This is a genomic window from Chitinophaga sp. YR627, from assembly GCF_900114995.1.
Lineage (GTDB): Bacteria > Bacteroidota > Bacteroidia > Chitinophagales > Chitinophagaceae > Chitinophaga.
Genome location: NZ_FOUX01000004.1, coordinates 618,894 through 642,900, shown reverse-complemented (window position 1 = coordinate 642,900; position 24,007 = coordinate 618,894). Strand labels below are relative to the sequence as shown.

Annotated in this window: 18 protein-coding genes; 7 read left to right on the top strand and 11 right to left on the bottom strand. The window is 43.3% G+C overall.

Translation table 11 applies throughout. The annotated features are described in order from the left end of the window. Complete coding sequence (locus tag BMZ72_RS23125; RefSeq protein WP_089812070.1) at positions 1-1,143, bottom strand: FecR family protein; 1,143 nt, start codon at positions 1,141-1,143, stop codon at positions 1-3. A 68-nt stretch (positions 1,144-1,211) separates the two neighbouring features. Beyond that, the gene (locus tag BMZ72_RS23120; RefSeq protein ID WP_089812069.1) at positions 1,212-1,760 is read right to left on the bottom strand and encodes an RNA polymerase sigma factor; all 549 of its coding nucleotides are present in this window, start codon (positions 1,758-1,760) and stop codon (positions 1,212-1,214) included. 153 nt (positions 1,761-1,913) lie between these two features. On the opposite strand from BMZ72_RS23120, the gene BMZ72_RS23115 reads away from it, so the two are divergent. The 3 genes from BMZ72_RS23115 to BMZ72_RS23105 all read left to right on the top strand — a co-directional run bounded on the left by BMZ72_RS23115 (position 1,914) and on the right by BMZ72_RS23105 (position 6,749). Further along, positions 1,914-4,949 carry a SusC/RagA family TonB-linked outer membrane protein gene (locus BMZ72_RS23115; protein ID WP_177222906.1) on the top strand — a complete coding sequence of 1,012 codons (3,036 nt, stop codon included), beginning with the start codon at positions 1,914-1,916 and terminating at the stop codon, positions 4,947-4,949. Positions 4,950-4,959: 10 nt separating this feature from the next. Then, positions 4,960-6,321 (top strand): RagB/SusD family nutrient uptake outer membrane protein, encoded by a 1,362-nt coding sequence (locus BMZ72_RS23110; protein WP_089812067.1) that lies wholly within the window; start codon positions 4,960-4,962, stop codon positions 6,319-6,321. A gap of 80 nt (positions 6,322-6,401) precedes the next feature. Continuing rightward, positions 6,402-6,749: a hypothetical protein gene (locus BMZ72_RS23105; RefSeq protein WP_089812066.1), complete on the top strand. Its 348-nt coding sequence runs from the start codon at positions 6,402-6,404 to the stop codon at positions 6,747-6,749. Here BMZ72_RS23105 and BMZ72_RS23100 read toward each other — a convergent pair. Then, positions 6,743-8,965, bottom strand: coding sequence for a S9 family peptidase (locus BMZ72_RS23100; RefSeq protein ID WP_143087757.1), 2,223 nt, complete (start codon positions 8,963-8,965; stop codon positions 6,743-6,745). The genes BMZ72_RS23105 and BMZ72_RS23100 overlap by 7 nt on opposite strands. Positions 8,966-9,086: 121 nt before the next feature. On the opposite strand from BMZ72_RS23100, the gene BMZ72_RS23095 reads away from it, so the two are divergent. Beyond that, entirely contained in the window at positions 9,087-10,541 is a 1,455-nt protein-coding gene (locus tag BMZ72_RS23095) for a hypothetical protein (RefSeq protein ID WP_143087756.1), read from the top strand. Between the two features lie 670 nt (positions 10,542-11,211). On the opposite strand, the gene BMZ72_RS23090 is transcribed toward BMZ72_RS23095, so the two are convergent. Together BMZ72_RS23090 and BMZ72_RS23085 are read right to left on the bottom strand one after the other, a co-directional pair. Next, a complete protein-coding gene (locus BMZ72_RS23090; protein WP_089812063.1) occupies positions 11,212-11,877 on the bottom strand; it encodes a hypothetical protein in 666 nt (221 codons plus the stop codon). After that, positions 11,828-12,319 carry a hypothetical protein gene (locus BMZ72_RS23085; RefSeq protein WP_089812062.1) on the bottom strand — a complete coding sequence of 164 codons (492 nt, stop codon included), beginning with the start codon at positions 12,317-12,319 and terminating at the stop codon, positions 11,828-11,830. The genes BMZ72_RS23090 and BMZ72_RS23085 overlap by 50 nt, the downstream gene beginning before the upstream one ends. A 903-nt stretch (positions 12,320-13,222) precedes the next feature. Between BMZ72_RS23085 and BMZ72_RS23080 the strand changes: the two genes are divergently transcribed. Then, positions 13,223-13,789, top strand: a complete 567-nt coding sequence (locus tag BMZ72_RS23080) for a hypothetical protein (protein ID WP_089812061.1) — start codon at positions 13,223-13,225, stop codon at positions 13,787-13,789. Between the two features lie 58 nt (positions 13,790-13,847). Here the strand turns inward: BMZ72_RS23080 and BMZ72_RS23075 are convergent, their stop codons facing one another. Both BMZ72_RS23075 and BMZ72_RS23070 read right to left on the bottom strand, forming a co-directional pair. After that, entirely contained in the window at positions 13,848-14,828 is a 981-nt protein-coding gene (locus tag BMZ72_RS23075; protein WP_089812060.1) for a hypothetical protein, read from the bottom strand. A 48-nt stretch (positions 14,829-14,876) separates the two neighbouring features. Then, positions 14,877-16,349, bottom strand: coding sequence for a hypothetical protein (locus BMZ72_RS23070; protein ID WP_089812059.1), 1,473 nt, complete (start codon positions 16,347-16,349; stop codon positions 14,877-14,879). A gap of 154 nt (positions 16,350-16,503) precedes the next feature. Here BMZ72_RS23070 and BMZ72_RS23065 point away from each other — a divergent pair, with 154 nt between their 5' ends. Further along, complete coding sequence (locus BMZ72_RS23065) at positions 16,504-16,995, top strand: thioredoxin family protein (RefSeq protein ID WP_089812058.1); 492 nt, start codon at positions 16,504-16,506, stop codon at positions 16,993-16,995. On the opposite strand, the gene BMZ72_RS23060 is transcribed toward BMZ72_RS23065, so the two are convergent. From BMZ72_RS23060 to BMZ72_RS23045, 4 genes are read right to left on the bottom strand one after another with little or no spacing between them, the layout of a single operon-like run. Beyond that, a complete protein-coding gene (locus tag BMZ72_RS23060) occupies positions 16,982-17,977 on the bottom strand; it encodes a helix-turn-helix domain-containing protein (RefSeq protein ID WP_089812057.1) in 996 nt (331 codons plus the stop codon). The two genes, BMZ72_RS23065 and BMZ72_RS23060, sit on opposite strands and share 14 nt — an antisense overlap. Before the next feature lie 42 nt (positions 17,978-18,019). Continuing rightward, positions 18,020-18,562 carry an RNA polymerase sigma factor gene (locus BMZ72_RS23055; RefSeq protein ID WP_177222905.1) on the bottom strand — a complete coding sequence of 181 codons (543 nt, stop codon included), beginning with the start codon at positions 18,560-18,562 and terminating at the stop codon, positions 18,020-18,022. Positions 18,563-18,606: 44 nt separating this feature from the next. Further along, complete coding sequence (locus tag BMZ72_RS23050; protein WP_089812055.1) at positions 18,607-19,737, bottom strand: FecR family protein; 1,131 nt, start codon at positions 19,735-19,737, stop codon at positions 18,607-18,609. A 36-nt stretch (positions 19,738-19,773) separates the two neighbouring features. After that, positions 19,774-20,325, bottom strand: coding sequence for an RNA polymerase sigma factor (locus BMZ72_RS23045; RefSeq protein ID WP_089812054.1), 552 nt, complete (start codon positions 20,323-20,325; stop codon positions 19,774-19,776). A 581-nt stretch (positions 20,326-20,906) separates the two neighbouring features. On the opposite strand from BMZ72_RS23045, the gene BMZ72_RS23040 reads away from it, so the two are divergent. Beyond that, positions 20,907-23,975 (top strand): SusC/RagA family TonB-linked outer membrane protein, encoded by a 3,069-nt coding sequence (locus BMZ72_RS23040; RefSeq protein WP_255373271.1) that lies wholly within the window; start codon positions 20,907-20,909, stop codon positions 23,973-23,975. Positions 23,976-24,007: the final 32 nt, after the last annotated feature.

The following is a 24,007-nucleotide window of genomic DNA, read 5'->3' as shown; positions in this document are numbered from 1 at the left end:
TTACGGTCTGTATGACAAATGCAAAACGCTGTCGCCCTTTTCGAATTGATAATCTATTTTGACAATTGATTTTAAACGTATCAGGAATTTTCCAAGGTCTTCCTGTTTTTCCAATCGGGAAGAATATAATTGCTCTCCTGCTGCTACATTGTCCAGTATCACTTTGATCCTGTAATTCCGTTCCATCACCTTACTAACCTCTTTTATTGGGGTGGCCTGGAATACATAATATCCTCTCTTCCACGCTAATGCCATTGCGGTATCCGTATGATTGACCAGCGGTACTTTTCCTGGCTGGTAACTGGCTACCTGTCCCGGATGTAAAAGGACATCCCCATTCGCTGTTACCATTTTAACTGCTCCTGTTTCCAGCAGCACCTGTTCCTCGGAGGACTCATAAGTATTCACATTAAATGAAGTACCCAATACCTGCACTGTACTGTTAGGCAAGCGTACCTGGAATGGTTTGTTCTCTTGTTTCGCTACCTGTACATATGCCTCTCCACTGATGTGGATCTCTCTTCTGGTATCAAAGGTCAGCGGGAATTCCATCCGGCTATCCGCATTCAGTATCACTTCAGAGCCATCCGCCAGCTGCACAGTATAGTCCTCGCCCGGTGGAACAATTATGGTAGCGAGCTGGGATTCGGTACCTCCACCGGACCAGGACAGCTTTCCGGTTATTTCCCGGAAAGTGATCCCACCCGCCTTGAACTGCTGCTGCCCGCTGCCCAGTAAAAAATACGCTCCGTTGGGCAGCTGCAGCATAACAGATTTGAGGGCAAAAGATGGGCTTGCGCCCGGCGAAACTGGCTTGAACGCCGGGAACAATAATTTATAACAGACTGAAGCTGTCAGCAACAATACCGCCGCTGCGCTCAGACTCGTTTTTACCAGTATCTTCCGCCGTTTACGTTTACTTACCACAGCGATGATCTGTGATACAGGCAGCGTATTCGGAAGGTCTTCACGTATGGATTGAATATGATCACCTGTCAGTTGCTTGTGCATCTTTAGCCAGATAGCATATGCATCAGCATCATTTTCCAGGAGATCTTTGAGGGTGGTACTGTCTTCAGGAGAAATGGTCCCTGCTATTTCTTCCAATACCAATTGTTCAATGTATTCGGGATCTACCGGCATGATAATCCTATAATGTGATAACGCATTTATATGTAGTAACAGAAGGGGGAAAAGTACTGGGGAGAAAATTAATTTTTTTTCAGCCGCTTGCGTAAGATCTTCAATGCTTGCTGGACGTGGTTTTTAACAGTCTGGACCTTAATATTAAGAATGGTCGCAATCTCTTTGCTTGTCTTTTTTTCTAAATATGACATTTCAAAAGCCTTTCTGCTTGTTGGGCTCATACAGGACATTGCACTCTGTATTTGCTTATTCAGCTCCTTTGTTTCCAATGGAGAAGTTCCCGTCACAGAAGTTGTCATGGACGCATACGTCTGCTGCCGGTTCCGGATGCTGACTTCTTTCCGTACCAGATCTGCACAACGTTGACCTATGGCCCCGATCAGATAAGTTTTAATGCTGGTCCTGATCTCCAGGTTTGCGTGATTATCCCAGAAGTAAATCAGTACATCCTGTACTGCGTCTTTAGCAATGGCATCATCCTGCAATTTATAGTAGGCATGGAGGTACAACAGGTCAACATATCGGGCATAGAGAACGCCAAAAGCAGCTTCATTTCCCTGTTGAAACAGTAAAAATAGTTCGTCTTCTGAATGGTTGATATTCAATGGATTCATAATAAAGACTCTATTTTCTTTATGAGTAAAAGTATTTTAAAGTGATATACGGTTGAGTTAACTCGTTGTTAAGGGAAAAAAATTGTTGCAGTGAGTACTTTTTCCTTTTTACTGCAACTATATAGATATATAGTCACAACTTCCAATATGGGGATGCCCGAACGCACAAAATGCTGTACGCTCTTCCTCCTGCTCTATACCTGTTGTTTGTTGCAGGTACATGGGCAGCAGGGGCGAATCAGTATTTCCATCAGTGGCCGGCGCCTATCCCTGCAACACCTCTTCACAAAGATTCAGGAACAGACAGACTATTACTTCAGTTATGGTGCTGATGTCAATGTTGCCCGTACAATGGATGTCGATTTTAAACAGACACGATTGTCAACCGTCTTAAAGACCATCCTGGGAAATGATTACTCCTGGGAATTCGACGGACGATCCATCAATATCAGAAAACTGCCATCAACACCGATACCCGTTCCTGCTCATAAACCGGCTCGAGACACCCCTCAACTCATCCAGGGAAAAGCATTGGATGAAACGGTCATCATTGCCTATGGTACCACTACACAGCGCTTTAGTACCGGTAATGTCACTGCGATCAAAGGGGAAAGTATCGCCGGACAATCAGGTACCAACCTATTATTAGCCCTGCAGGGCCGCGTACCTGGACTGTTGGTGACGCAAACAGGTGGTATCGGCGGTATGGCCATGAAGGTGCAGCTCCGTGGACAAAACAGCCTGGAAAATGGCACACAGCCTTTATTCATTATTGATGGTATTCCTTATAATCCCACCCTCAGCGGCGGACTCGGATCGCAGATCTGGGGTGAAAAAGCATCTGCTTTTAATTTTATTAATCCCGAAGACGTAGAAAGTATAGATGTGCTGAAGGATGCAGATGCGACCGCTATTTATGGTTCCCGTGGCGCCAACGGCGTAATCCTGATCAATACCCGCAAAGGCAAAGCCGGAAAAACACAACTCCGGTTCAATATCGCGACCGGTGTGACGTATACCGGCCATAGCGTCCAGCTGCTTAATACGCCGCAATACCTGGCAATGAGAAATGAGGCGTTCAGGAATGATGGCATTAAACCGACCGACCGAAATGCCCCGGACCTGTTGAAATGGGATACTACACGATATACCGACTGGCAAAAAGAACTCATTGGTGGCACCGGTAGGACCATCAGTACCCAGGCCTCTATTTCAGGGGGCAGCACCAATTATCAGTACTTACTAAGCGGGCACTACCGTCGTGAAAGCATGGTCTTCCCTGGTGCATTTGCAGATACCCGTGGCGGCTTTCATCTCAGTACCAATACAAATTCTAATAATCAACGCTTTTCTGTCACTTTTATAGGTAGCTTCCTGGCAGATAAAACCACACTTCCAGGCTTTGATTTTACCAGCAGGATCATGCTGCCTCCTAATACGCCTCCTGCCTACCTGGAGGACGGGAGTCTCAATTATAGCTGGTTAAATCCTTATATCGGATTGGTCGGCCCTTTGTTTAACGCAGATGTGAAAAACCTGCTGGCAAATATCGGTTTACAATACCGGCTTCTACCTGGTCTGGTGCTGAAAACAAACGTGGGTTACAACTGGCTTACCGGCCGCTCTGCTTCATTGACGCCGCTTGCCATCTACGCACCCGCTATTCGTAATACGCGCAGGGGTTCCGCCCAACATTTTCACTATGAAGGCATCTCCCGTATCATCGAGCCACAGGCCACCTATACCCTGGATAAATTCGACTGGCATCTGCAAATACTCGCCGGTGGCACCCTTCAGGGATATAATGAAAACAGGGACGCACTGTACGCGGACGGATTTAAAGACGATGCGCTTTTAAGCAATATCTATTATGCCGATACTGTGTATGGTAAAACAGAAACGGCGGCATACCGATATGTCGCCCTGTTTGGCCGGATGGGGATCAATTACAAAAACCGCTATCTGCTCAATCTCAGTGTACGCCGTGATGGGAGTAGCCGTTTCGGTCCGCGGAAACAGTTTGCCTCCTTCGGCGCAATCGGTGCTGCCTGGATATTTACAGAAGAGCATTTTGCAAAGCATTTACAGGATATCCTGAGCTTCGGTAAACTCCGCGCCAGTTACGGTACAACCGGTAACGACCAGATAGGTGATTACCAGTATCTCGGACAGTATAAGAAGGTGGATGGCAATTATCAGAACGTTACCGGACTCCGGCCTGCCAGTTTGTTCAACGCGGATTTCGCCTGGGAACTGACACGTAAATCGGAGCTCGGACTGGATCTGGGATTTTTACATGATAAGCTCCTGTTGTATGCCAGTTACTACCTGTACCGGTCCAGTAACCAATTAGTGTCTTACCCATTACCTGATATTACCGGCTCAGGCAGTATCATCGGTAATCTGCCTGCTGTCATCCGTAACAACGGACTTGAACTCGTGTTATCCGCACAGCATATCCGAAATAGGAACTTTGAGTGGGCTTCATCATTTAACATCACTTTCGGACATAATCAGCTATTACGTTATCCTGATCCTACTATTCCAATGCAAAGTTCAACAGGCTTTGTAGAAGGTCAGGCACTTTCTCAGTTATACGTAGCTACTGCTATGGGAGTCGACCCTGCCACTGGTGCATATCAGTTTGCGGATGCTAATCATCATCCGGTACCTGCAGATAAGGCGGTGGAGAGCAAACCTATGGATATGGCGCCTGTTTGTTATGGTGGCTGGCGGAATAACTTTCAATGGCGTAGATTCGGATTGGAGATCTTATTACAGTTCACAAAGCAAAAAGGATTGAATACAATCTTCGATCCGAACTATATGCCTGGCTATGTACAAAACCAATATGCTGTTGTCTTATCGAGATGGCAGCAACCAGGTGATATCGCTACCTATCAACGGTATACACAAACAGGTAGTTTGCGGAATGGATATAGAAAGGCCATTGAAAGCGATCTGGGGTATGTAGATGCCTCTTTTATACGTTGCCGCTATGTAGAAGCCAGTTGGTCATTCCCTGTTAAACTATTGCAGCGACTGCATTTGCAGGAGGGGAAATGCTACCTGCAGGGACAAAATTTATTGACATGGACACATTACACAGGACTTGATCCTGAAACACAATCAAAGACAACGCTGCCGCCATTAAGGATGGTCAGCTGTGGATTAAAAATAGCATTATAAATCTCGTATCATGAGAGGGGGACAATTACTACTTATCGGAATAGTGCTGCTAAGTAGTTGTCGTAAACTACTGGATGTCGGTTCGCCGATAGATAATGTTACCACCAACTCTGCCTTTAATTCAGACGTCACGGCCGCAGCGCTGATGACAGGCCTGTATTATGATATGAGCAACGGAGGCGCTTTTATGGGTAGCAAAGGGATCTCTTATCTCTGTGGATTGTCTGCCGATGAATTTCTGTTACAACAGGAGGAAGAACTGGCTTTGTCACTTTACCATAACCAGATCCAGACAACAGACGTCCCTTTCTGGCGTGTGCTGTATCAATATATCTACCGTGTGAATGCCACTATAGAGGGCTTACATACCGCTACAAAACTTACGCCTGTCATCCGACAACAATTGATGGGTGAAGCGAAATTTACCAGGGCTTTTTGCTATTTCTATCTTGTTAATCTTTTTGGAGATCTACCCCTGGTTATTGGTACAGATTATAAGATCAATGCAACATTGTACCGAACATCAGCCAGTAAAGTGTACGACCTGATCATGGCCGACCTGAAAGATGCGCAGGAATTGCTACGGACGGACTATCTGCAGGCTGACATGGTATCGGTTACCAGCGATCGGGTAAGGCCTAACAAATGGGCTGCCGTTGCTTTACTGGCAAGGGTGCAGCTATATCTGGACAACTGGCAGGACGCGATCAATGCGTCGACAATTGTACTTGATAACCATGACCTTTATGACACCAGCAACATCTCTCAGGTATTTCAAAAGGATAGCAGAGAGGCGATCTGGCAGTTACAACCTGTTGATAAAACATTTACAGATGATGCGGTGCTATTTATCCAGCAACGCTCCGTACATATCAGTGATGATTTGCTGCTGTCTTTTGAGAAAGGAGACCTTCGCAGACAGGATTGGCTAGGTGGAATAAACAGCGACCTGTACCCTTATAAATATAAAAATATCGATGGAACAGGTGTTTCCAGCGAAAATCTTGTGATGCTGAGATTAGCTGAGCAATACCTGATCAGGGCTGAGGCACGTCTGCAGACGGGCGATATCGACGGTGCAAAAGCAGATCTGAATGTAATAAGGGCCCGCGCAGGATTGCGGGACATTACCTTTACGGTTCCGGATCAGCTAATGCAAGCCATTCAACAGGAGCGGCGCATTGAGCTGTTTGCGGAATGGGGCCATCGCTGGCTGGACCTTAAGCGTACACACCACGTTAATGCCGTAATGGAGGGCGCTGTAGGAACCAAAGAAGGGAATTGGGCCTCGTATGCGCAATGGTATCCCATTCCTCAAAGCGAGATTATCCTGAATCAACACCTTTTTCAAAACGAGGGGTACCATGATTAATCGCTATCTCCAAATTCCGTATTTCACATCCTACATTTTTCCATTTTAGTGATTCTACCTTTAGCATAAAACATTTTGTTATGTATAAGGCCAGGTTTATTTTAATGATCATCGCCTTGTTGGCACTATTGGGAGGGATCATGTCTTTCAAGGCAGGAAAACGCCGTCAACTCAGTAACCTCTTCTATCCTACTACCGGAGATTTTACGCAGAATGGCGCTTCACGTAATCTCACATATGCTTACCTGGCGCCGTATCGTACGTTTCGTACGGATGTTTATGAGTTTCCGATTAATGTTACTCGTCCGCTGTATACTGGTACGACACAGTCTACAACGACTGTCGGGGGGAGTTTTTACTTTATCACAGTTGTGACCGGCCCTGCCTGGATCACCCTGAATGGGATCTATGATGATGCCGGTCAGTGAGCCTTCATCCAATCCGGCATTGGTTTGTCTTTGAGAAAATGATCAAAGAACTGCTGTTGCCGGATGGTGAAATCCAGTTTATCCGGATCGCGGAATAACTGATGCCCTTCATTGCGATATTGCAGCAACCAGACTCTCTTTTGTAATCGCCGTAGGGCAGTGTACAGTTCTATACTCTGTGCAAATGGTACTGCATTGTCATTATCGTTGTGCATCAATAAAAGAGGTGTATTTACCTGATTGACCCGCATCACAGGTGAATTCTTCAGATACAGCCGCGGTATCTCCCAGGGTGGACGTCCCATCTTGTTTTGTCCCTGTTCATACAATTGCTGCATGGCACTCCCTGTGATTTTTCTGATAGCACCATACCCGCTGAGGAAATCTGTTGGTCCCGCTGAGGCCTGTGCAGCTGCAAACAATTGCGAATGTGTGACTACATAATTGGTGATATATCCCCCGAAACTATGTCCCTGTAATCCCATTTTTTCTTTATTCACCCAGCTGAATCCAGAAAGGTATTTCGCTGCATGGATCACTGCGCGGGCGGCGCTTCTGCCCGGATGTCGCGGTCTTGTCCGGATGTGCGGGATAAATACGACGTATCCATTACTTACATACCAGGGTATATTCAGTGTTCCTTCGCTTAACGCTGGTGCTAAATACCTGTGCAAATAATCTTTACTGCTTTCGTAGTAATGAAAGATGACCGGATACTTTTTGGCCGGATCAAAATCCTGTGGTTGATAAAGCAGACCATATTTTGTCAGGGTTACGCTTAACCAGTTATAGTTGTCTTCCGGATGGATTTTTGTGAGTGATGCGAAATGCGTAAAGTCTCCCGTAACACATAAATTAGGACCCGATTCTCCACGCATGCCTGCTACCAGATAGATACTGGTATCCTTTGCCTTTATTGGTGGATATTGGTCCAGTGGATAGACCGGCATATAGAAAAGCCGATCTTCCATAGTGCAAACATTGAGCTTTCCCTGCTCCCATTTCCAGAAACCATTTGCCTTAGTATGCGTATTAAATGCAATAAAGACATCAGGATAAAGTTGACGGAAGACCAGATGCTGCTGCTTTCCTTTTGTCAACTTTACTGGTGCTAGTCTCCCGGAAGGATCTACCTGCCAGACATCCCTGTCACTATGTATAAACACAATACTATCTCCGGCAGACCATTGTGCCACTCCGATGCCCTTTATCAGTTTCCTGATATGCCCTGAAGCAATTTCATAGCTGTAGATCGCTGCTGTTGTATGATCATACCAGGTCATGAACCGCTCATTAGGTGAGATGGATGGCTGTAGCAACAGCTTACCAGGATTCGCAGTGATCATTTTTTGCATTCCCGTATGGGTGTCTACCAGGTATAGGGTGTTGATTATCTTTTTATTCCAATAGTATTCCTGGTGATTCACACTGTTTTGTATGATGATATATCGCCCGCCATGTTGCCAGGCGATCTGTGTCCCTGGTGGGTTAACCGTAAATGATTTTCCGTTTGCGAGGCAAAGAACCATGGTTGTAGGCACCACAGGCGGCGTTTGCAGATAGTAATCCTGGTAATGCCAGATATGCAATTTTTCTTTAGGCGCCGGGACTGGCAAAGGCAACTGATATTGGAAGTATTTGCCATCCCGGGAGAATTGTAATCCGCCGGCACATTGCTCGTTTAATACAATCGCGCTATCCATACCTGGCTGGTAATAACGTAGTGTATTGCCCTCCAGAAAAGCCAGTTGATGTCCATCGGCTGCTAATTGACTGACGGAGCCAGGCCATATAAATCGGGTGAGTCCTGCAGTAAGGTCTATCCAACGAAGGGTATCTGTTTCCTGTAATAATAACTGCTCCTGTGCGATGGTGTAAGATTTTATGCCTGGTATTTGCTGCAGACTGTCATTTGTCATAATGCATAGTGTATCGCCGGGTAATTGAAACAGGAAATACTGGCCGGCAAATACCGGATTAAAACCATGTGGGAATACTGTGCGCTGATGCTGGTAAAAGGAATGGTAACATAAGGTATCACCTTTTGCCGGACTTCCATACTGATACCAACAGTAGTGACCGTCATCCCGTATACCATATTGTGGAGCCAGGGTAGTCCAGGTCCGCCAACTATCGTTAGTAAGGGCCGGTCTTTGTGACCAGACCGGAAGCGAATAACAGCAAAGCAGTATGATGAGTCTACAGGAGGTTAACACGGGTGCGTTTTTGTACGGTCCCTATAAGTTAATATTTAACTGTTAACTTTAACGCGTATCAAAAATATTCTCTATCTCCAAACTGTTGAATTGATCTCCCAGTTTAAATTCCCTGCATATTATGAGAATGCAATTTAAGAGATACATATACCTGGCAATGTTCACCATGTTGTTACAGTTCATTGTCTTCAAATATTTCTATCCGTTTCCCAACTTTATGCAGGATTCTTACAATTACCTGCGTAGTGCTGCCGAAAATGTGGATGCGAATATGTGGCCGGTAGGGTATGCGAAGCTAATCAGTGTCGTTGGTTGCTTTACACATAATGATACTGTGTTGGTATTGATACAGTATTGCTTTTATCATATCTGCGCGCTTTATTTCTTCTACACATTACACGACCTGACAAGCCTGCATCGGTGGACACGCCGGATTATCTTTTGCGTACTTTTTCTCAATCCAGCCATCCTTTATCTGAGCAATTATGTAACCAGCGATGTTTATTTTATCGGTATCAGTCTGGTATGGATATCACAGTTATTCCGCCTTGTATATCAGCCTGAAAAATGGCTGCTGGCTGCTCACCTACTGGTATTGATATTGGCATATACCGTGCGGTATCATGCATTGATCTATCCAATCATCAGTATCACTGTCATCGTCTTCTGTCCGTTTTCTATCAGGGTGAAAATTGCCAGTGGCATGATCATGGCAGGCGTGATCGGTGCTTTTATGCTGTACACGACAGCTGTTAATCAACAAGTAATGGGGACCAGACAGTTCTCGGCTTTTAGTGGATGGCAGATGGTTAGCAATGCTGTTTACGCCTATGCACATATGCCAGAAAGACCACCATTGCAAGTGCCTGACCAATTTGCGGCCGTCCATGCTAAAGTAGTTCCTTATCTGGATTCACTACAGCAGGTATCATCGTCTCAGCGTCCGGATGGGTGGCCGATGATGGCATTCTACCTATGGGATCCCGGCTCTCCGCTGCAACCATCACCTGGTGCCGTGAATATTGCAGATAATGCTATACATCTTCGCCAGATGGCAGCGGTGGCTCCCTTATACAATGATTATGGGAAATATCTGATCAGTCAGTATCCCTTTCAATATTTTCGTTATTATCTGTTGCCTAACTTTTTTCAATATGCTTATCCACCAGTAGAGAACCTGGCCGTGTACAATGATGGCCGTGATACGGTATGGCCGATTGCACAGGCCTGGTTCCACTATCCTTCCAATAAAATCTATACAAGATCCGGTGCAAGGGAATTGGTGTTCTTTAATTGTTACCCTGCTTTGATGCTTGCTGTTATTTTGTTTTTTATTTCCGGCTGGATTGCATATTACCGGGTTGGAGGCCCGTCATTTGCAGATGCCAGATTCAGAAGTGCGTTACGGATCGGTACGTTTTATTGGATTATACATTATGGTTTTAGTGTGTTGGCATCTCCGGTGGTGCTGCGGTATCAGTTATTAAATGTGATTTTAGGGGTGGTGTTTGGTATGGTCTTATGGCAGATAACCATTCAACGTGCGTTACTGGCTCGAAGATCCCGGCAAATTTAACTGCACCGGTTTTAAAATGTTTATCCTTGCCATAGAAACTAACAGCCACAAATAAAAACATATATGGTCGTCTTTGAGAGCCTATAAGCACTCTCATTTTTATCGTAGGCGGACTTTTTCTTTTTACGGATATAAGACCTGAAGATTTTTGGTACAGACGGAACGTTAGTAACGTGAAATCTATTTCCGCAAATCCAACGGTTATTTCATAATTGGTGACATCTTCTGGTAACTCCTTTCGTTTTATATTTTCATAATGTAAAACACAGTGTGCATAATACATATCATCCATCAGCTGGAAATGAGTAGGATTATATACAATACCCATAAGTTCGTAGAATGACTTTCCATTATTGAGTTCAATGCCTTCGATTTGCTCAAAATGCTCGCGTTTAACATTACGTTGTCCGGGAGGTACTTCCTTATCAGATTTTATTATTTGTGAAAATATTCTGGTGAGCATAGTGTGCCTGGTTCTGTCATGAACTGGTTGTTGTATGCTTTCCATAATAGTTCTCATCATTTTTGCACAGCGGGCAGCCTTGGTGAAATCCTTCCAGTTGTCGCGTACGCGTTGAAATCTTTTGTCGTTATGCAATGCTTCTTTCGAGTGACTGCGAACTCTTTTGATGACGTGTCTGTTTTCTTTCGATATTGTCATGAATTATTTTTATTGTAAATGATTTTTTCGCTTGTCCTGTGTGTTTTTGTGAAATGAGAGCTTGTTAAACATTTCACGAAACCGACTTCTGATATCTGGACCATAGCGTTCTTCAAGATGTGTTGTATACAGGCTTGAAGTAGCATGAGTGATCATGCCCTGTTCAATAAATAGGTCGTATCTGGCCAATAAGATCTGTTGCATCACTTTGCAGGACGTGCCATAATGTTGTACGTTGATTTCTTTGCCGAGATCATCGAAGCAACAGATGGCTGGTGTGTCGCCTTTTGTATGAAAGCTGTTGTATGTATAGCGGGTAATAATCTCTGTTCCATACTTTCCAAAATCGAACGCTATTTTCGGACAACTATATACATCATATTCATAGGATGGAGTGGTTAGACAGCGCATGATCTGCATGAGCTGTGTCTTTCCAGATCCAATGGGTCCTGACAGAAAGATGCCTTTTTTGAGGTCTATCTGGCATTGTTGTGCAACATCCTCATCTCTTAACATCCATGCAACAATGGGTACAATGATAGGTAGGTCTTCTTTATACAGCCGGAAATGCTGTCCAAAGCGTTGCTGTCCTTTCTTCTGTAATTGTTGAAGGATGTTCTTATAATCAAAATGGCTCCTGATACCCCTGATCGGATTCAATATGATTTTCGTCATTTGACTTTTGATGTGTTGTCGTATCGTTTATTGTTTTGTTTAATAAATATTTATGTTGTTGTTTAGGAAAGCGTACCATTTGTGATACCTGTGTGGTCTCAGATCCGGACTCCGACGATACCATTTGTGATCCACTGTTGACATCAATAGTTGTATTAAATGGAACAATAGTGACTGTTGCCGCTTCATATCTCAGTTTAGATGGGTAGTACTGAATATATCCTGCATCTGAAAGTTCTTTCATGCATCTGTAATAAGTAGCCTTTGAGCCGATTTTGGCTTTTGCCATCAACGGTTCACGATATATTTTCAATACCTGTTTAAACCGGGCCTGGTTCCATGCTCTGAATAATGCAAGGTATAAGCTCTGATGGTATGGTGTCAGCCAATGGTCTTCCTCTGCTTTCATAAAGAAAGCATTCAAATGAATGATGTAATTCATATGTCAGTAGTTTGTACCGATACTCCGATACAATCAATTACGCTGTCAGGCAGCGCAAAATTGCTGTACCTGGATTACGGCGTTGGAATTAGTAGTTAATAAGTGCGATTGAAAAAACTCCCTTTGTAAAAGTCCTGGGGATGGACTTTGCTATCAGGTGTGGTACCTGAGTGAGCAAGCCTATAGCGTGGCTATCGCCTATAGGGAACGAAGTCGTAGGGGAGATAGTAGTGAGAGGCGAAGTCGTAGAGATAGTAAGGAACGGGTATTGTTGTCTGACTGCTGTTTACTGGAACGCAAATGCAGTCGATCTACGAGATCGAGTGATCGGAATAATCGTGCATCTAAGCACATTGCTTGTAATTTTTTCATTGTGTAAATTTTATTTGATCGGACCTTTATTATGCTACAGTTATTGTTTCGTGGATAGCTAGTTCTTCTTAGTATTGCTCTTGTAGTTGTTGCTGTCTTTTATGCTTTGGGTTTACAAACAGCTTATAATAAAAGATCCGTTGGAAAAAGTTATCGTATGCTAAGTTAAGTAAAATCCTTCAACACAAAAGTCAATTTGATATAAATATTTTCAAAGAATAATGCTCTTACCATTTATCACTGCTTCACCGCGTCATCGTCTAAACGTTGATGCGGTGACGTCTATTATCAGTTCTCTGATCTATGGACGTATCGTAATATTGTATTGTCAATCAGCGGTAAAGAGGCCGCGCCAAATACAACGGAGAGGCGCCTGTTGTATTACTCAAATCTGCTGAATGGATATTGAAGTAAAAGCTGGTTCAATCGAACAATGGACGAATAAGCGACGGCGAAGCGACGAATCTGCGACGAACAAGCATCGTTCAAATGTTCTGCCAGTATATGTTTTAAAATATTAAAATTTTTATCATGGCTAAATCATCAGATAATATTATTCTTAAAGGAGCATTCGGTACGATTGGCGATATGTTGACACTGACGCGTAAACGTTCCGGACAACTGATCTTAGGTAAGAAGCGACGCGCAAGTCGTAGTGCGCCTACTGATGCACAGTTGGAAGTACAACAACGGTTCAAGTTAGGCATTCAATATGCGAAGGCTGTTTTGCTTGATCCAGTGAAGAAAGCATTTTATGCGGCCCTGGCTGGCCCTGATCAGAGTGCATACAATATTGCGTTGAAAGATGCAGTTAAGCCTCCTGAAGTCATCAGTATCAATACGGAAAACTATACAGGTGCTATTGGCGGTAGTATTCTTGTTCGGGCAGTAGATAGCGTGAAAGTTGCCAGGGTTAGGGTGAATATCCGTACCGCGACTGATGAGAATGTGGAACAGGGAGAAGCCATCTTACAGGCGAATGGTATTGACTGGTTATATATTTCGACGGCTGTAAATGCTGCATTGGAAGAGACAGTAATCACGGCAACTGCTATTGATACACCTGGTAATGAGGCAATGAAAGAAGTAGTGATGTAAGAAAACCGTTATTGTTAGACGGTGAAAAAGCCTCCGCAAATTGCGGAGGCTTTCTGTACTAATTTCTTTGAGCGGCAACTTTGATGTTGTAATATGCTTCAATGGCGTGAATCATCTTTTCCGTTTCCATGCCAACCCTTATTGCGATATCACCAAAAGACTGACCGTGTTGTATAATGAGATCAAATGCCGTCATCATCTTCAGCATATGACTGCAATCGTGTATACTGATGGCAAAATAACTCAGGAAGCCTGCTTCAATTTCGTGCTCCGGTATATGGAACATCCGTGAAAAGTACCTGAGATCGCAGCGGACATGAGGATATGTCCGCATGTATTCGAATACTTTATTGTAATTATCATTTTCTGCCGGAGGAACTACCATAGCGACGTTATACTGTCGACAGAATATACGGAAGAGATCGGCGCAGCATCTTTCAAGGAAGACTGCTGCATCATCCCGGAGATAACGGCAGGTCAGTATTTTGGAGATCAGCATCCGGTTGACGGTCGTCACGGTAAAAGGTTGCTTGTTGATCACCTGGTTCCCTGAACGGTGTTGTTGCAGCCGTTTGTGAAGATCCGGAAAGTCTGCTGTAAGCGCGGATATATGTTCGGGTAATATGTTGATCAATACAGATAACGCCTTCAAATCTTCTTCCAAAGGCAGGCGGCTTACACCTGGCTCGAGATAAAACAGGTTACAGGTATCCTCCTCCAGGCGGAAAGGTTCCGAATCAGGAAATCTTACGTCCAGTCCGCTTTCAAACATATAATGCAGTGTATATAGCGGGTGAGGCACGTAGGGCAGGATGTCCTGCGCGCCATCTGCTACAACGTCGTGGATCCAAAGGGAATAGACCCCAAGAACCATGTGCTGTGACAGTACATATACCTGGCCGTTCTGCCAATAGTGTACATTGGCGTTGGGTAGTAATAATTGAAGATACTCTTCGGGTATTCGGGCGGTATTCGTATTACCAATACGCTTTCCTTCCAATGGAAGCAACCTCGCATCTCCATGTGAAAATGCTGACATTTTGTGGTGGTTTGCTCTATAACAAGGATCGTCGCCCAATGGTTCGGATTATTCTTTCTTTGTGGCCTCTTTGATAAGATATTCCATAAAGAGGAATGCAAAGGAGGTCATGACCAGAATCGGGAATAGCTGAAAGCGGAGGGCGATTGGCGAGGCAAAGACGCTAAAACCGAAGTTGGTCAGCCAAAGGCAGACAACCAGTAATAAGCCTTTTCCCATCAATGGTTGTTGCTTATAACCCTGTAATAACAGGAAGCCGATCATGCCCAGGAAAAAGATCACATTCATCGTTCCTACCAGGATGGGGTAAAAGTTCAGGATATCAACCTTAAAATCCTTGAATTTCGTTTCGATCTTGTTGCTTTTATATTCAAACCATGTCTGGGCGATGGGGTGGACGGTTTCCTGGCCGGTGCTATAGTATTCCAGAAATTCAATGGGAGGCGCATAATATTTTAATGCGTTGGGCAGCAAATAGAATTGTGCGAATTGCCAGGGGTATTGCATGATGATATATTTGCCATATTCTTCATACAAGGGCGATACACTGGCCCATCTTTTCAACTCCGGGGCAGTACTGTCTTTTTTGAACTGGTTCTGCATATAGGTCCGTAATGGCGCGCCGGGCGTCCACATGTATATCGTACTGGCAACCAGATTTTCTTCCGGGTGACGGGGATTACCGACGGTACTATCAAAATACTCCCTGATCATGTTGTCGAGGACCTGGTACTTTTTAGGGACCGGTTTACGCTGTTCTTTCGGTACGAACTTATAGGCATACATGGCATTATTGGCCATCTGCCAGCCGGTAAACGGTGTGAAAATGCTCTTTTTGCTCAGTTCGTAGTATTGGTGTTTGTTGTATTGGATGAAACTGCCGATCAGGATCACACAGATCGCCAGTCCCAGTATCTTTTGTAACATTGCCTGCCGGGATAGCAGGAAAGCGACGCCGGCGATGAGTGGATAGTATAATGCATTGTATCGCACGGTAAAGGCGAGGAACAGGACTAACGCATGATATATCATCAGTTTCCTGGAAGGCCGGTAAATGATCCACAATAGTATCGTAAACCAGGTTAGACTAAGAGAGAGGAATAAGGTATCGCTGGATACATAATTTGCGAGATAGAGAAAGGCGGGGTTGAATAACATAAACCCGAACAATCCTATTCTGGTATATCTATGTGGGTTGTAGAAGTAGAACAAAGTAAAAACCAGCGACAAGATACTTGCCTGCAGCATCAGGTATTGAAATACTACCAGTGCAGTATCGGAATGCGTGAATACGCTGAACAGCCGAATGAACATAGAATATCCTACGGGATAGGTGTTGATGGATAAGTTCATATGTGCTGTCTCCATGTAGGCATAGGAGTCACCATTAATATAACTGGCAAAGGGATATAGGTATTTAAAGAATAACAACTGCAATACTATTCCGATAATGGCAGTCCACACGTAAGGGCGGTTATTGGGATCTTTAAAGATGTAATCTCTGAGACTTGGGTTACTCATGGGGGAGCTGATTGTGGTTAACGGGTCTTTTAAAGGTAGCAGGTACGTTGGGAGGAATAGTTAGGAGATAAAGACAATTTCTGATAATCGCTATCTCCTAAGTATTATCCCGGTGAATGAAGTTATATTACCCGCCGTTAACCATCTATACGATATGAAACAGCTACTCCTTTTGTTTGCCCTGGGGCTCGCCAGCTGTACTCCTGCTCCTCATGCCGACGAGATGCCCAAAGATCCCAAAGCGTTACCTCCGATTGTGTTATTAAAGGGAGATACCGTGTCTAAGTTTAATACTGACAGTCTGGCGAAAGGACGTCCAACCTTGTTGTATTATTACGGACCTGGTTGTTTGCCTTGTGACACCTTCACACAGAAAATGATAGCGGCGATTGACACCCTGAAGGATATTAATCTTTTGTTCATCAGTGCCGGTAGTTTTCATGATGTGAAGTTGTACCAGGAGAAGTATAACGTGGAAAAATTCCCGAATGTGAAACTGGGGTTAGATTATAATAATACGTTCTTCCGCTATTACGGCGGACAGGCATATCCCCTGCTTGTGTTTTATGATAAAAACAAACAGATCAAACGTGCGAATTTAGGATCATTGCCACTGGATACCGTTCGTGCGATCATTGATAAGTAGCACTTCTGTTACAGGCGTAATAATCGGCGACCTGCATCATCATGTTCATTACATTGGGGAATTCCGAGATCCTGGCAATTTCCGCCATTGCAGTTTTTTGTTCCTGCATCATGTCATAGATCATCATCATTCTTGCGGTGTGCATAAAATCATGTATAGATACGGCGAAGTGCTGTTTGAATTCGAACGAAAGTTTCTTCGCACTTGTATCGAACATGTATGCGAGTTGGGTGACCGTATTTTTCCTGAAAGGATGTTCCCTGATGAAGTTCAGTAGTTGATGAGTGCTTTCTGTGTTCAGTACGCTGTCGACCATTAACGGCTGATGCAGGTTTGCTTCCTGTGCAGCGATGTTTCTGAGGAGATCGATACAGATCCTGAAGATATATGGATAGGCTCTCTTCATGGGGTATTTGCAGGAAAGCATTTTCTCCATGAGAAAGTCGCAGATAGGATTGCTGTTATAAGGATATGCGTTTAGCGCTCCTGCTTCTTTTCTATCCAGCTTTGTCAAAGCCTCCAGTCCCGGAAATTCTTCCACCATTGCCTTCAGTACTTCCTGTTCTACATTGATGTGTATAGACAGGATTTTTTTTCCAGCCGCCATAGGGATGCGATGTAAACCTGCCGGGAGATTAAAGAGATTAAATTCTTTTTCTTCCAGGAGATAACTGGGCGCATCCGGACTTTCCAGGTGCAGGCTTTCTTCATAGAGGCCGTGCAGGGACCAGATGTGGGAGGGAATAAAAGGACAGAGCACGATATTTTCTTTCGCCCAAATGTCATGTATCCAAAGCGTGAAAGGACCAAAGTTGATATTCTGAGATAGTATTTCCGCCTCAGCATCTTCCCGGAAATAGGCGCCCGCTGCCGGGATGATCAGTGATTCGTATTCCTCCGGGATATCGGTTGGTGAAACATAAGAGGGATTTAATCTTTCGAATAGTAGTAGCTTATTAGTGCCAGAAAGTGTAGTACCCATATATGGTTATTTAGTGTCCGTAAATAGACGGAATGTGCCGCTTCAGACAACTTCTCTCAGACGGGTACGGATCACTTTCAGTGCACGGCTTGCCTGGTTTTTTACTACCTGTGGCTGGATCTTCAGATCCTGTGCGATTTCTTTATGACTCCAGTCCTGCAGATAGAGTAGTTCAAATACTTTTCTGCAGGCAGGCGCCGATACATAAGTAGCGGCCTGACGGATTTGTTGTCCCAGTTCCTTGTTTTCCAGATTTTGAGGAAGGGCAGCATCCGTGGCTGTATAGTACGTGTGTGTTACGAACTTACGCGCTACTTCATTGCGGCGGCACTTGTAGGCATATTGCAGATGCACGGCTCTGAACAGATAGTGTTTCAGAGAGATGGTGATCGTCAATTGTCTGCGTCGTTGCCATAAAGAAGTAAAGATCTCCTGTACCATATCTTCCGCTTCGTGTTGGTTGCGTACTTTGTGGTATGCTTCCGTCAGCAATTGCGGACGATATTTCTCGTAGAGTGAAGCAAAAGCATTTGCATCCCCGTTTTTCACTGACAATAATAATTCTTCCTCGTGAAATAACATCATTTTAGATTCAAAACTGCATAACAAAAAATAAAGATCCTGTAACGTCATCTGATGTGTAAGACACTGTCATTATCAAAATAATAATTGAAGTGTCCAGTGAACTCTAAGTCATCCAGGAAATGCCGCATGGGCCTGGATTTGTCGATGTATCCTGTAAAGCGGCGTTGGCCGGTATTCGGATTGTCATAAACGACTTTTATTCCGTACCATCTTTTCATTACTTTGCATAATTCGTCTATAGTCGTTGCCCGAAACACATAAGTACCCACTCGCCAGGCTAAAATTTCTTCCGGATCAAAACGTATCATCTGTAAGTTGTGACCTTGCTGATATCGAACTGAGAATCCGGGTTTCAACATGAGTGTTGCAGAATCAGTCTTCAGTTTGATAGCGCCTTTGATCAATGCAATTTGTTCGTATGTTTTATCGTAGGTATTGACATTAAATTCTGTTCCGAGTACGTGGATGGTACTTTTAGGGAGGTGGACAATAAATGGTCTTTTTGCATCTTTGGCGACGGATAAATAAGCTTCTCCTTCGATGGTGACTTCGCGGGTTTTACCATTAAAGGAAACGGGGAATAACATTTTTGAGTCGGAGTTGAGTTGTACTTCTGTGCCGTCTGCGAGTTTGATTTTGTAGTCTTTTCCTGAAGGAACAGTGATCGTGGCGATACCTTTTCCTGATTTATTGCCTTTTAAGGAGAGTTGTTTTTGTTGTGCGTTGAGGGTTATATCACCGAGGGTAACTTGTTGCTGCGGGCTGCCCAGATTGACGATTTCGCCATCGGGCAGCTGCAGCGCAACAGTTTTCAGGGACAATCCATGGACGTTTGCCGTGCGCTTATCCAGCTTATCCGGCTTGACGAATAATATGTAGATACTCGGGGCTGCCAATGCCAGGAGTAAAATGCTTATTGTTGTGCGTACAATTACGCGGATCCATTTTCTTTTACGGATCCTGGCCCATACCTGTTCAAGGGGCAGGTTTTCCGGCGATAGTGCCAGAAAGGCCTGTTCCTCAGGGCCTGAAAACTGTTCGTAGATGGCGTTTCGGATAATGCGTGCTTCCGGTTCTTCTTCGAGCAGTCTTTTGAGGGTGGCACTGTCTTCCGGCGTTATGATACCGCCTAATTCATCCAGCACCAGTTGTTCTATCTGGGTTTCATCAATCATAGCACTTTTAGAGTCGGATAAAAACTCAAAAGGTACTTATGATAAGCTGTGTTTCAGATTTTCGCGCAGGACTTTCAACGCGCGGTGGATATGGTTTTTCACAGACTGGACGTTGATCTCCATCTGGTCTGCGATCTCTTTCAGGCTTTTTTTGTGAAGATATAACTGTTCAAAAGCCAGTCTGCTGGCAGGTGTAATACTATCAATCGCAATGGCCAGTTGCCTGCCTAGCTCCTTTGTCTCTATCGGCGAGGTTGTAGTATAGGTATCCGCCAGCCAAATGTATTGTTGCTTTTTACCCCTGGTACTGGTCTTCTTACGGATCAGGTCGACACATTTATTCCTCACTACCTGTATCAGATATGCCTTCAGACATTGCGGTGTATCCAGCACGCGGCGTTTATCCCACAGCCAGCAGAAAACTTCCTGGACAATATCATTGCCTTCATCTTCGTCCTGTAGCTTACTATATGCTTCCATGTATAAGCGACGGCTGTAACGGCCGAATATAGTGTTGAAGGCGATTTCGTTGTCATCCTGCAGGAGGGTGAAGAGGTGTTCATCGCTGTAACCGTCTAGTGCATGCATACCAATATCAGAATGAATAGTTATACAATAAGCTGTATACGGAATTCAAGGGATAATAATTTGAGGATTCACAGACAATGATGAACTGTATTTTGTACGCTTGCTAAACTACTGAATCTCAAATTGCGAGAAGTTAATGCGGTGTTAACGGGAGCGAATTTTTTGTAACATTTGGAGGTGTTTAAATTTCTGTTAAATCTGGGAGTACTTTTTAATTTTCTTTGCGACCCACTTTGGGAATGACTCAATAATACCAATCAACCAACCATTTTTGAGTTACTAGCTAAGAATATTACTATAGTGAGTGTGTGATTTTGTCGTGTATTTGAACGGCGCTTATTGCTATGCTTTTTATTTAATACTAACACCAACCATCTATGTGCATCTCTACGCCTCGCAGGAACCTGCTAGTCAGGTTTATGTCCGTCTTTTTATTGTGGTTTTCTTTTTCTGCGTTCTCTGAGATTGATCAGACCGGGAAGCAGAAGGTGACGGTTATTGCGAAGAATGAGACGTTGGAGAGTGTGTTTAAGCAGATAGAGAAGCAGACGGGGTTAAGGTTTATGTATGCGAGTGAGACGATGGATGTGAAGGAGAGAGTGAGTGTGGAGCTTGAGAAGGTGACGTTGGACGAGGTGTTAGAATGCTTATTGGGAAAGAAAGGTTTGGAGTGGATGTATAGAGACGGGGTAGTTTCTTTAAAGATGAGGTTAATGCATTTTAAATATGAATCCTTAAATGGTCAAGAACCTACTATTATAGTAAGCGGACGAATTTTAGATGCACATGGTGAGCCAGTTTTAGGTGCCACAGTAATAATAAAAGGGAGTAAAAGAGGTACTAAAACTGATGCCGATGGCCGTTTTAGTCTATCTGATGTTATTCCAAATTCCAAATTGTTAGTCAGCTGTATTGGATTTCAAAATCAAGAATTTGATGCAACAGGAAAAAGCATGATAATAAAACTAAGTGAGGTAGTAAGTGAATTGGATGCGACTATTATAAAAGGAGGTTATTATAGGATTACTCCAAGATTTAACACAGGTAATGTATTTTCTATAAAAGCGGAGGAGATCAAAAACCAACCAGTAGCAGATGTTCTTCTTGCAATGCAGGGACGTGTACCTGGTATGGTGATTTCGCAAACAACTGGTGTGCAGGGAGGGGAAGTAAAAGTTCAAATAAGAGGACAGAATAGTATCAAAAGTGGGACTGTGCCTTTATTTATAGTAGATGGGGTTCCATATAGTCCGTCTATTACCGGACTACCTGGTGCTGGATTTGGTGCAGTCGGAAATATTATTTCGACGTTAAGTTTTATAAATCCTGCAGATATTGAAAGTATTGATGTACTAAAAGATGCGGACGCCACCGCTATATACGGCTCTAGAGGTGCAAATGGAATTGTTTTGATCACCACCAGAAGAGGGAAAATTGGCAGCATTAAAGTAGATATAAACTTAAATAGAGGATTACAAAATGTAGGAAAACGTAGAGCACAACTCACAACTAAGCAATATTTGGAAATGCGTAGAGAGGCATTTGAAAATGATGGTATTGAGCCAACAACACAAAATGCTCCCGATCTATTGGTTTGGGATACCTCCAGATATACCGATTGGCATAAAGAAATGATTGGAGGTATTGCAGGTTACACTGATGCTCAGTCTACAATATCAGGGGGAGTTAATGGAATGCAGTATTTAATAGGCGGAAATTATCATAAAGAAACAACTATTTACCCAGGCGATTTTGAGACGCAACGTGGTGGGGCGCATTTTAATATTTCAGGGTATTCGCCGGACCAAAACTTTCGAGCTACGTTGACGGGGAATTATAGTGTGAATGGTTCAAATTTCCCAGGAGGAGATTTTGCAAGTAATGTGAATTTACCACCTAATGCTCCGCCTGGATATAACGATGATGGTAGTTTAAATTGGGCTAATTCTACTTGGATGAATCCATATAGGCAGTTGATAAGCAATGTGTATGAACTAAAGACCAATAATTTATTGACTAATATAGATGTCAGTTATAACGTTTTTCCAGGATTAATGGTTCGTTCAAATTTAGGGTATAATGAGATGAGAAATAGCGTGTTTAGAGGAACAACTATTGCTGGAATCAACCCAGCATTTCAGGGAAATGCTAGAGCTAGCGCATTGTATGCAGATACGTATATTAGGTCTTGGATAATGGAGCCGCAGATTAGTTATTTTAAGGAATTTGGTCGCGGAACTCTAAATTTTTTATCAGGCATTACGTTGCAAAGTAATAGAAATGAAGCTACAACTCTGAATGCAACAGGCATCAGCCAAGATGCACTAATAAGAAATCGTCAGGCCGCAAATGCGTTTACATCAAATGGAGTGGGCAGTTTGTATAAATATATGGCTTTTTTTAGCAGGATAGGATATACTTACAATGATCGTTATCTTTTGAATATCACTGTTCGGAGGGATGGGAGTAGCCGATTCGGTAGTCGTAAACAATTCGCGAATTTTGGTTCGGTTGGAGCTGGATGGATATTTTCAGAAGAAGAAATTGTTCATAAAGTTTTCCCATTTTTGAACTATGGTAAATTAAGGATTAGCTATGGAACGACCGGTAATGATGGCATAGGGGATTATCAATATCTTGACAGATATGACTTCCAGAATCAGCTTTATCAAGGAAATAAAGGCCTTCAAGTTATTGGTATATTTAATCCAGATTTTGCTTGGGAGGTAACTAAAAAGTCGGAAGTTGGTCTCGAATTAAGTATAATGAAGAATGTGTTTACGTCTGCAAGTTACTATTCTAATCTTTCTAATAACCAGCTATTGGAATCTCCATTACCAGCTATGGCTGGAGCATCTAGCATTTTGAGTAATCAATTGGCGAAGATTCGCAATTCCGGATTGGAAATTATATTCACGTCTAAAAATATCAATAAAAAGAATATTGAATGGTCCTCATCTTTAAATGTTACTTTTTCAAGAAATAAGCTTCTATCATATCCTAGCAATGTGCCTATTGTAGCAAAAGAAGGTCGATCACTTTCGGTAAAAGATTTATATAAATTTGTTGGGTTAGATAAGGAGAAAGGTACTTACCTATTTGAAAGTGCCGATGGGAAACCTGTATCTGCTAATGAAGGAGCGAAGGCTGATGCGACCTCGGTCGATTTAGCTCCAAATTTCTATGGAGGAATTCAAAATAATTTAAAGTATAGATCTTTTAGGTTAGATGTTTTTTTTCAGTATGTAAAACAAATGGGATACAGGGGCGAGTTCGATCCTAATTATGTCCCAGGAGTAATGAGAAATCAGCCTGAGATTGTTTTGAACCGATGGACAGATAAGGGCAGCACTGCGAATTATCAAAGATTTAATCAAAATTATCAATTGCAAAGCGATTTTAGCGCTTATTTATCAAGTAATGCTGCATATACAAAAGCTTCATTTATAAGGTGTAAGAATGTTTCGTTGTCATGGGAGTTGCCAACAAAATTGAGAGAAAGGATGAAGCTCTCAGGCGCTAGAATATATATGTTAGGCCAAAATTTATTTACAGTTACCAATTATCCTGGTTGGGATCCTGAAACTAGATCGACCCTTGTAATACCTCCTTTACGTACCATCACTTTTGGAATTCAGATAACTCTTTAAATCACTGCTATGCTTAAGTGTTGTAAATATTC

Bases quoted from the DNA above. Each gene is read 5' to 3' on its own strand.
- BMZ72_RS23125 (WP_089812070.1), bottom strand. From the start codon at position 1,143: ATGCCGGTAGATCCCGAATACATTGAACAATTGGTATTGGAAGAAATA.
- BMZ72_RS23120 (WP_089812069.1), bottom strand. From the start codon at position 1,760: ATGAATCCATTGAATATCAACCATTCAGAAGACGAACTATTTTTACTG.
- BMZ72_RS23115 (WP_177222906.1), top strand. From the start codon at position 1,914: ATGCCCGAACGCACAAAATGCTGTACGCTCTTCCTCCTGCTCTATACC.
- BMZ72_RS23110 (WP_089812067.1), top strand. From the start codon at position 4,960: ATGAGAGGGGGACAATTACTACTTATCGGAATAGTGCTGCTAAGTAGT.
- BMZ72_RS23105 (WP_089812066.1), top strand. From the start codon at position 6,402: ATGTATAAGGCCAGGTTTATTTTAATGATCATCGCCTTGTTGGCACTA.
- BMZ72_RS23095 (WP_143087756.1), top strand. From the start codon at position 9,087: ATGAGAATGCAATTTAAGAGATACATATACCTGGCAATGTTCACCATG.
- BMZ72_RS23090 (WP_089812063.1), bottom strand. From the start codon at position 11,877: ATGACGAAAATCATATTGAATCCGATCAGGGGTATCAGGAGCCATTTT.
- BMZ72_RS23085 (WP_089812062.1), bottom strand. From the start codon at position 12,319: ATGAATTACATCATTCATTTGAATGCTTTCTTTATGAAAGCAGAGGAA.
- BMZ72_RS23080 (WP_089812061.1), top strand. From the start codon at position 13,223: ATGGCTAAATCATCAGATAATATTATTCTTAAAGGAGCATTCGGTACG.
- BMZ72_RS23075 (WP_089812060.1), bottom strand. From the start codon at position 14,828: ATGTCAGCATTTTCACATGGAGATGCGAGGTTGCTTCCATTGGAAGGA.
- BMZ72_RS23070 (WP_089812059.1), bottom strand. From the start codon at position 16,349: ATGAGTAACCCAAGTCTCAGAGATTACATCTTTAAAGATCCCAATAAC.
- BMZ72_RS23065 (WP_089812058.1), top strand. From the start codon at position 16,504: ATGAAACAGCTACTCCTTTTGTTTGCCCTGGGGCTCGCCAGCTGTACT.
- BMZ72_RS23060 (WP_089812057.1), bottom strand. From the start codon at position 17,977: ATGGGTACTACACTTTCTGGCACTAATAAGCTACTACTATTCGAAAGA.
- BMZ72_RS23055 (WP_177222905.1), bottom strand. From the start codon at position 18,562: ATGATGTTATTTCACGAGGAAGAATTATTATTGTCAGTGAAAAACGGG.
- BMZ72_RS23050 (WP_089812055.1), bottom strand. From the start codon at position 19,737: ATGATTGATGAAACCCAGATAGAACAACTGGTGCTGGATGAATTAGGC.
- BMZ72_RS23045 (WP_089812054.1), bottom strand. From the start codon at position 20,325: ATGCATGCACTAGACGGTTACAGCGATGAACACCTCTTCACCCTCCTG.
- BMZ72_RS23040 (WP_255373271.1), top strand. From the start codon at position 20,907: ATGGATGTGAAGGAGAGAGTGAGTGTGGAGCTTGAGAAGGTGACGTTG.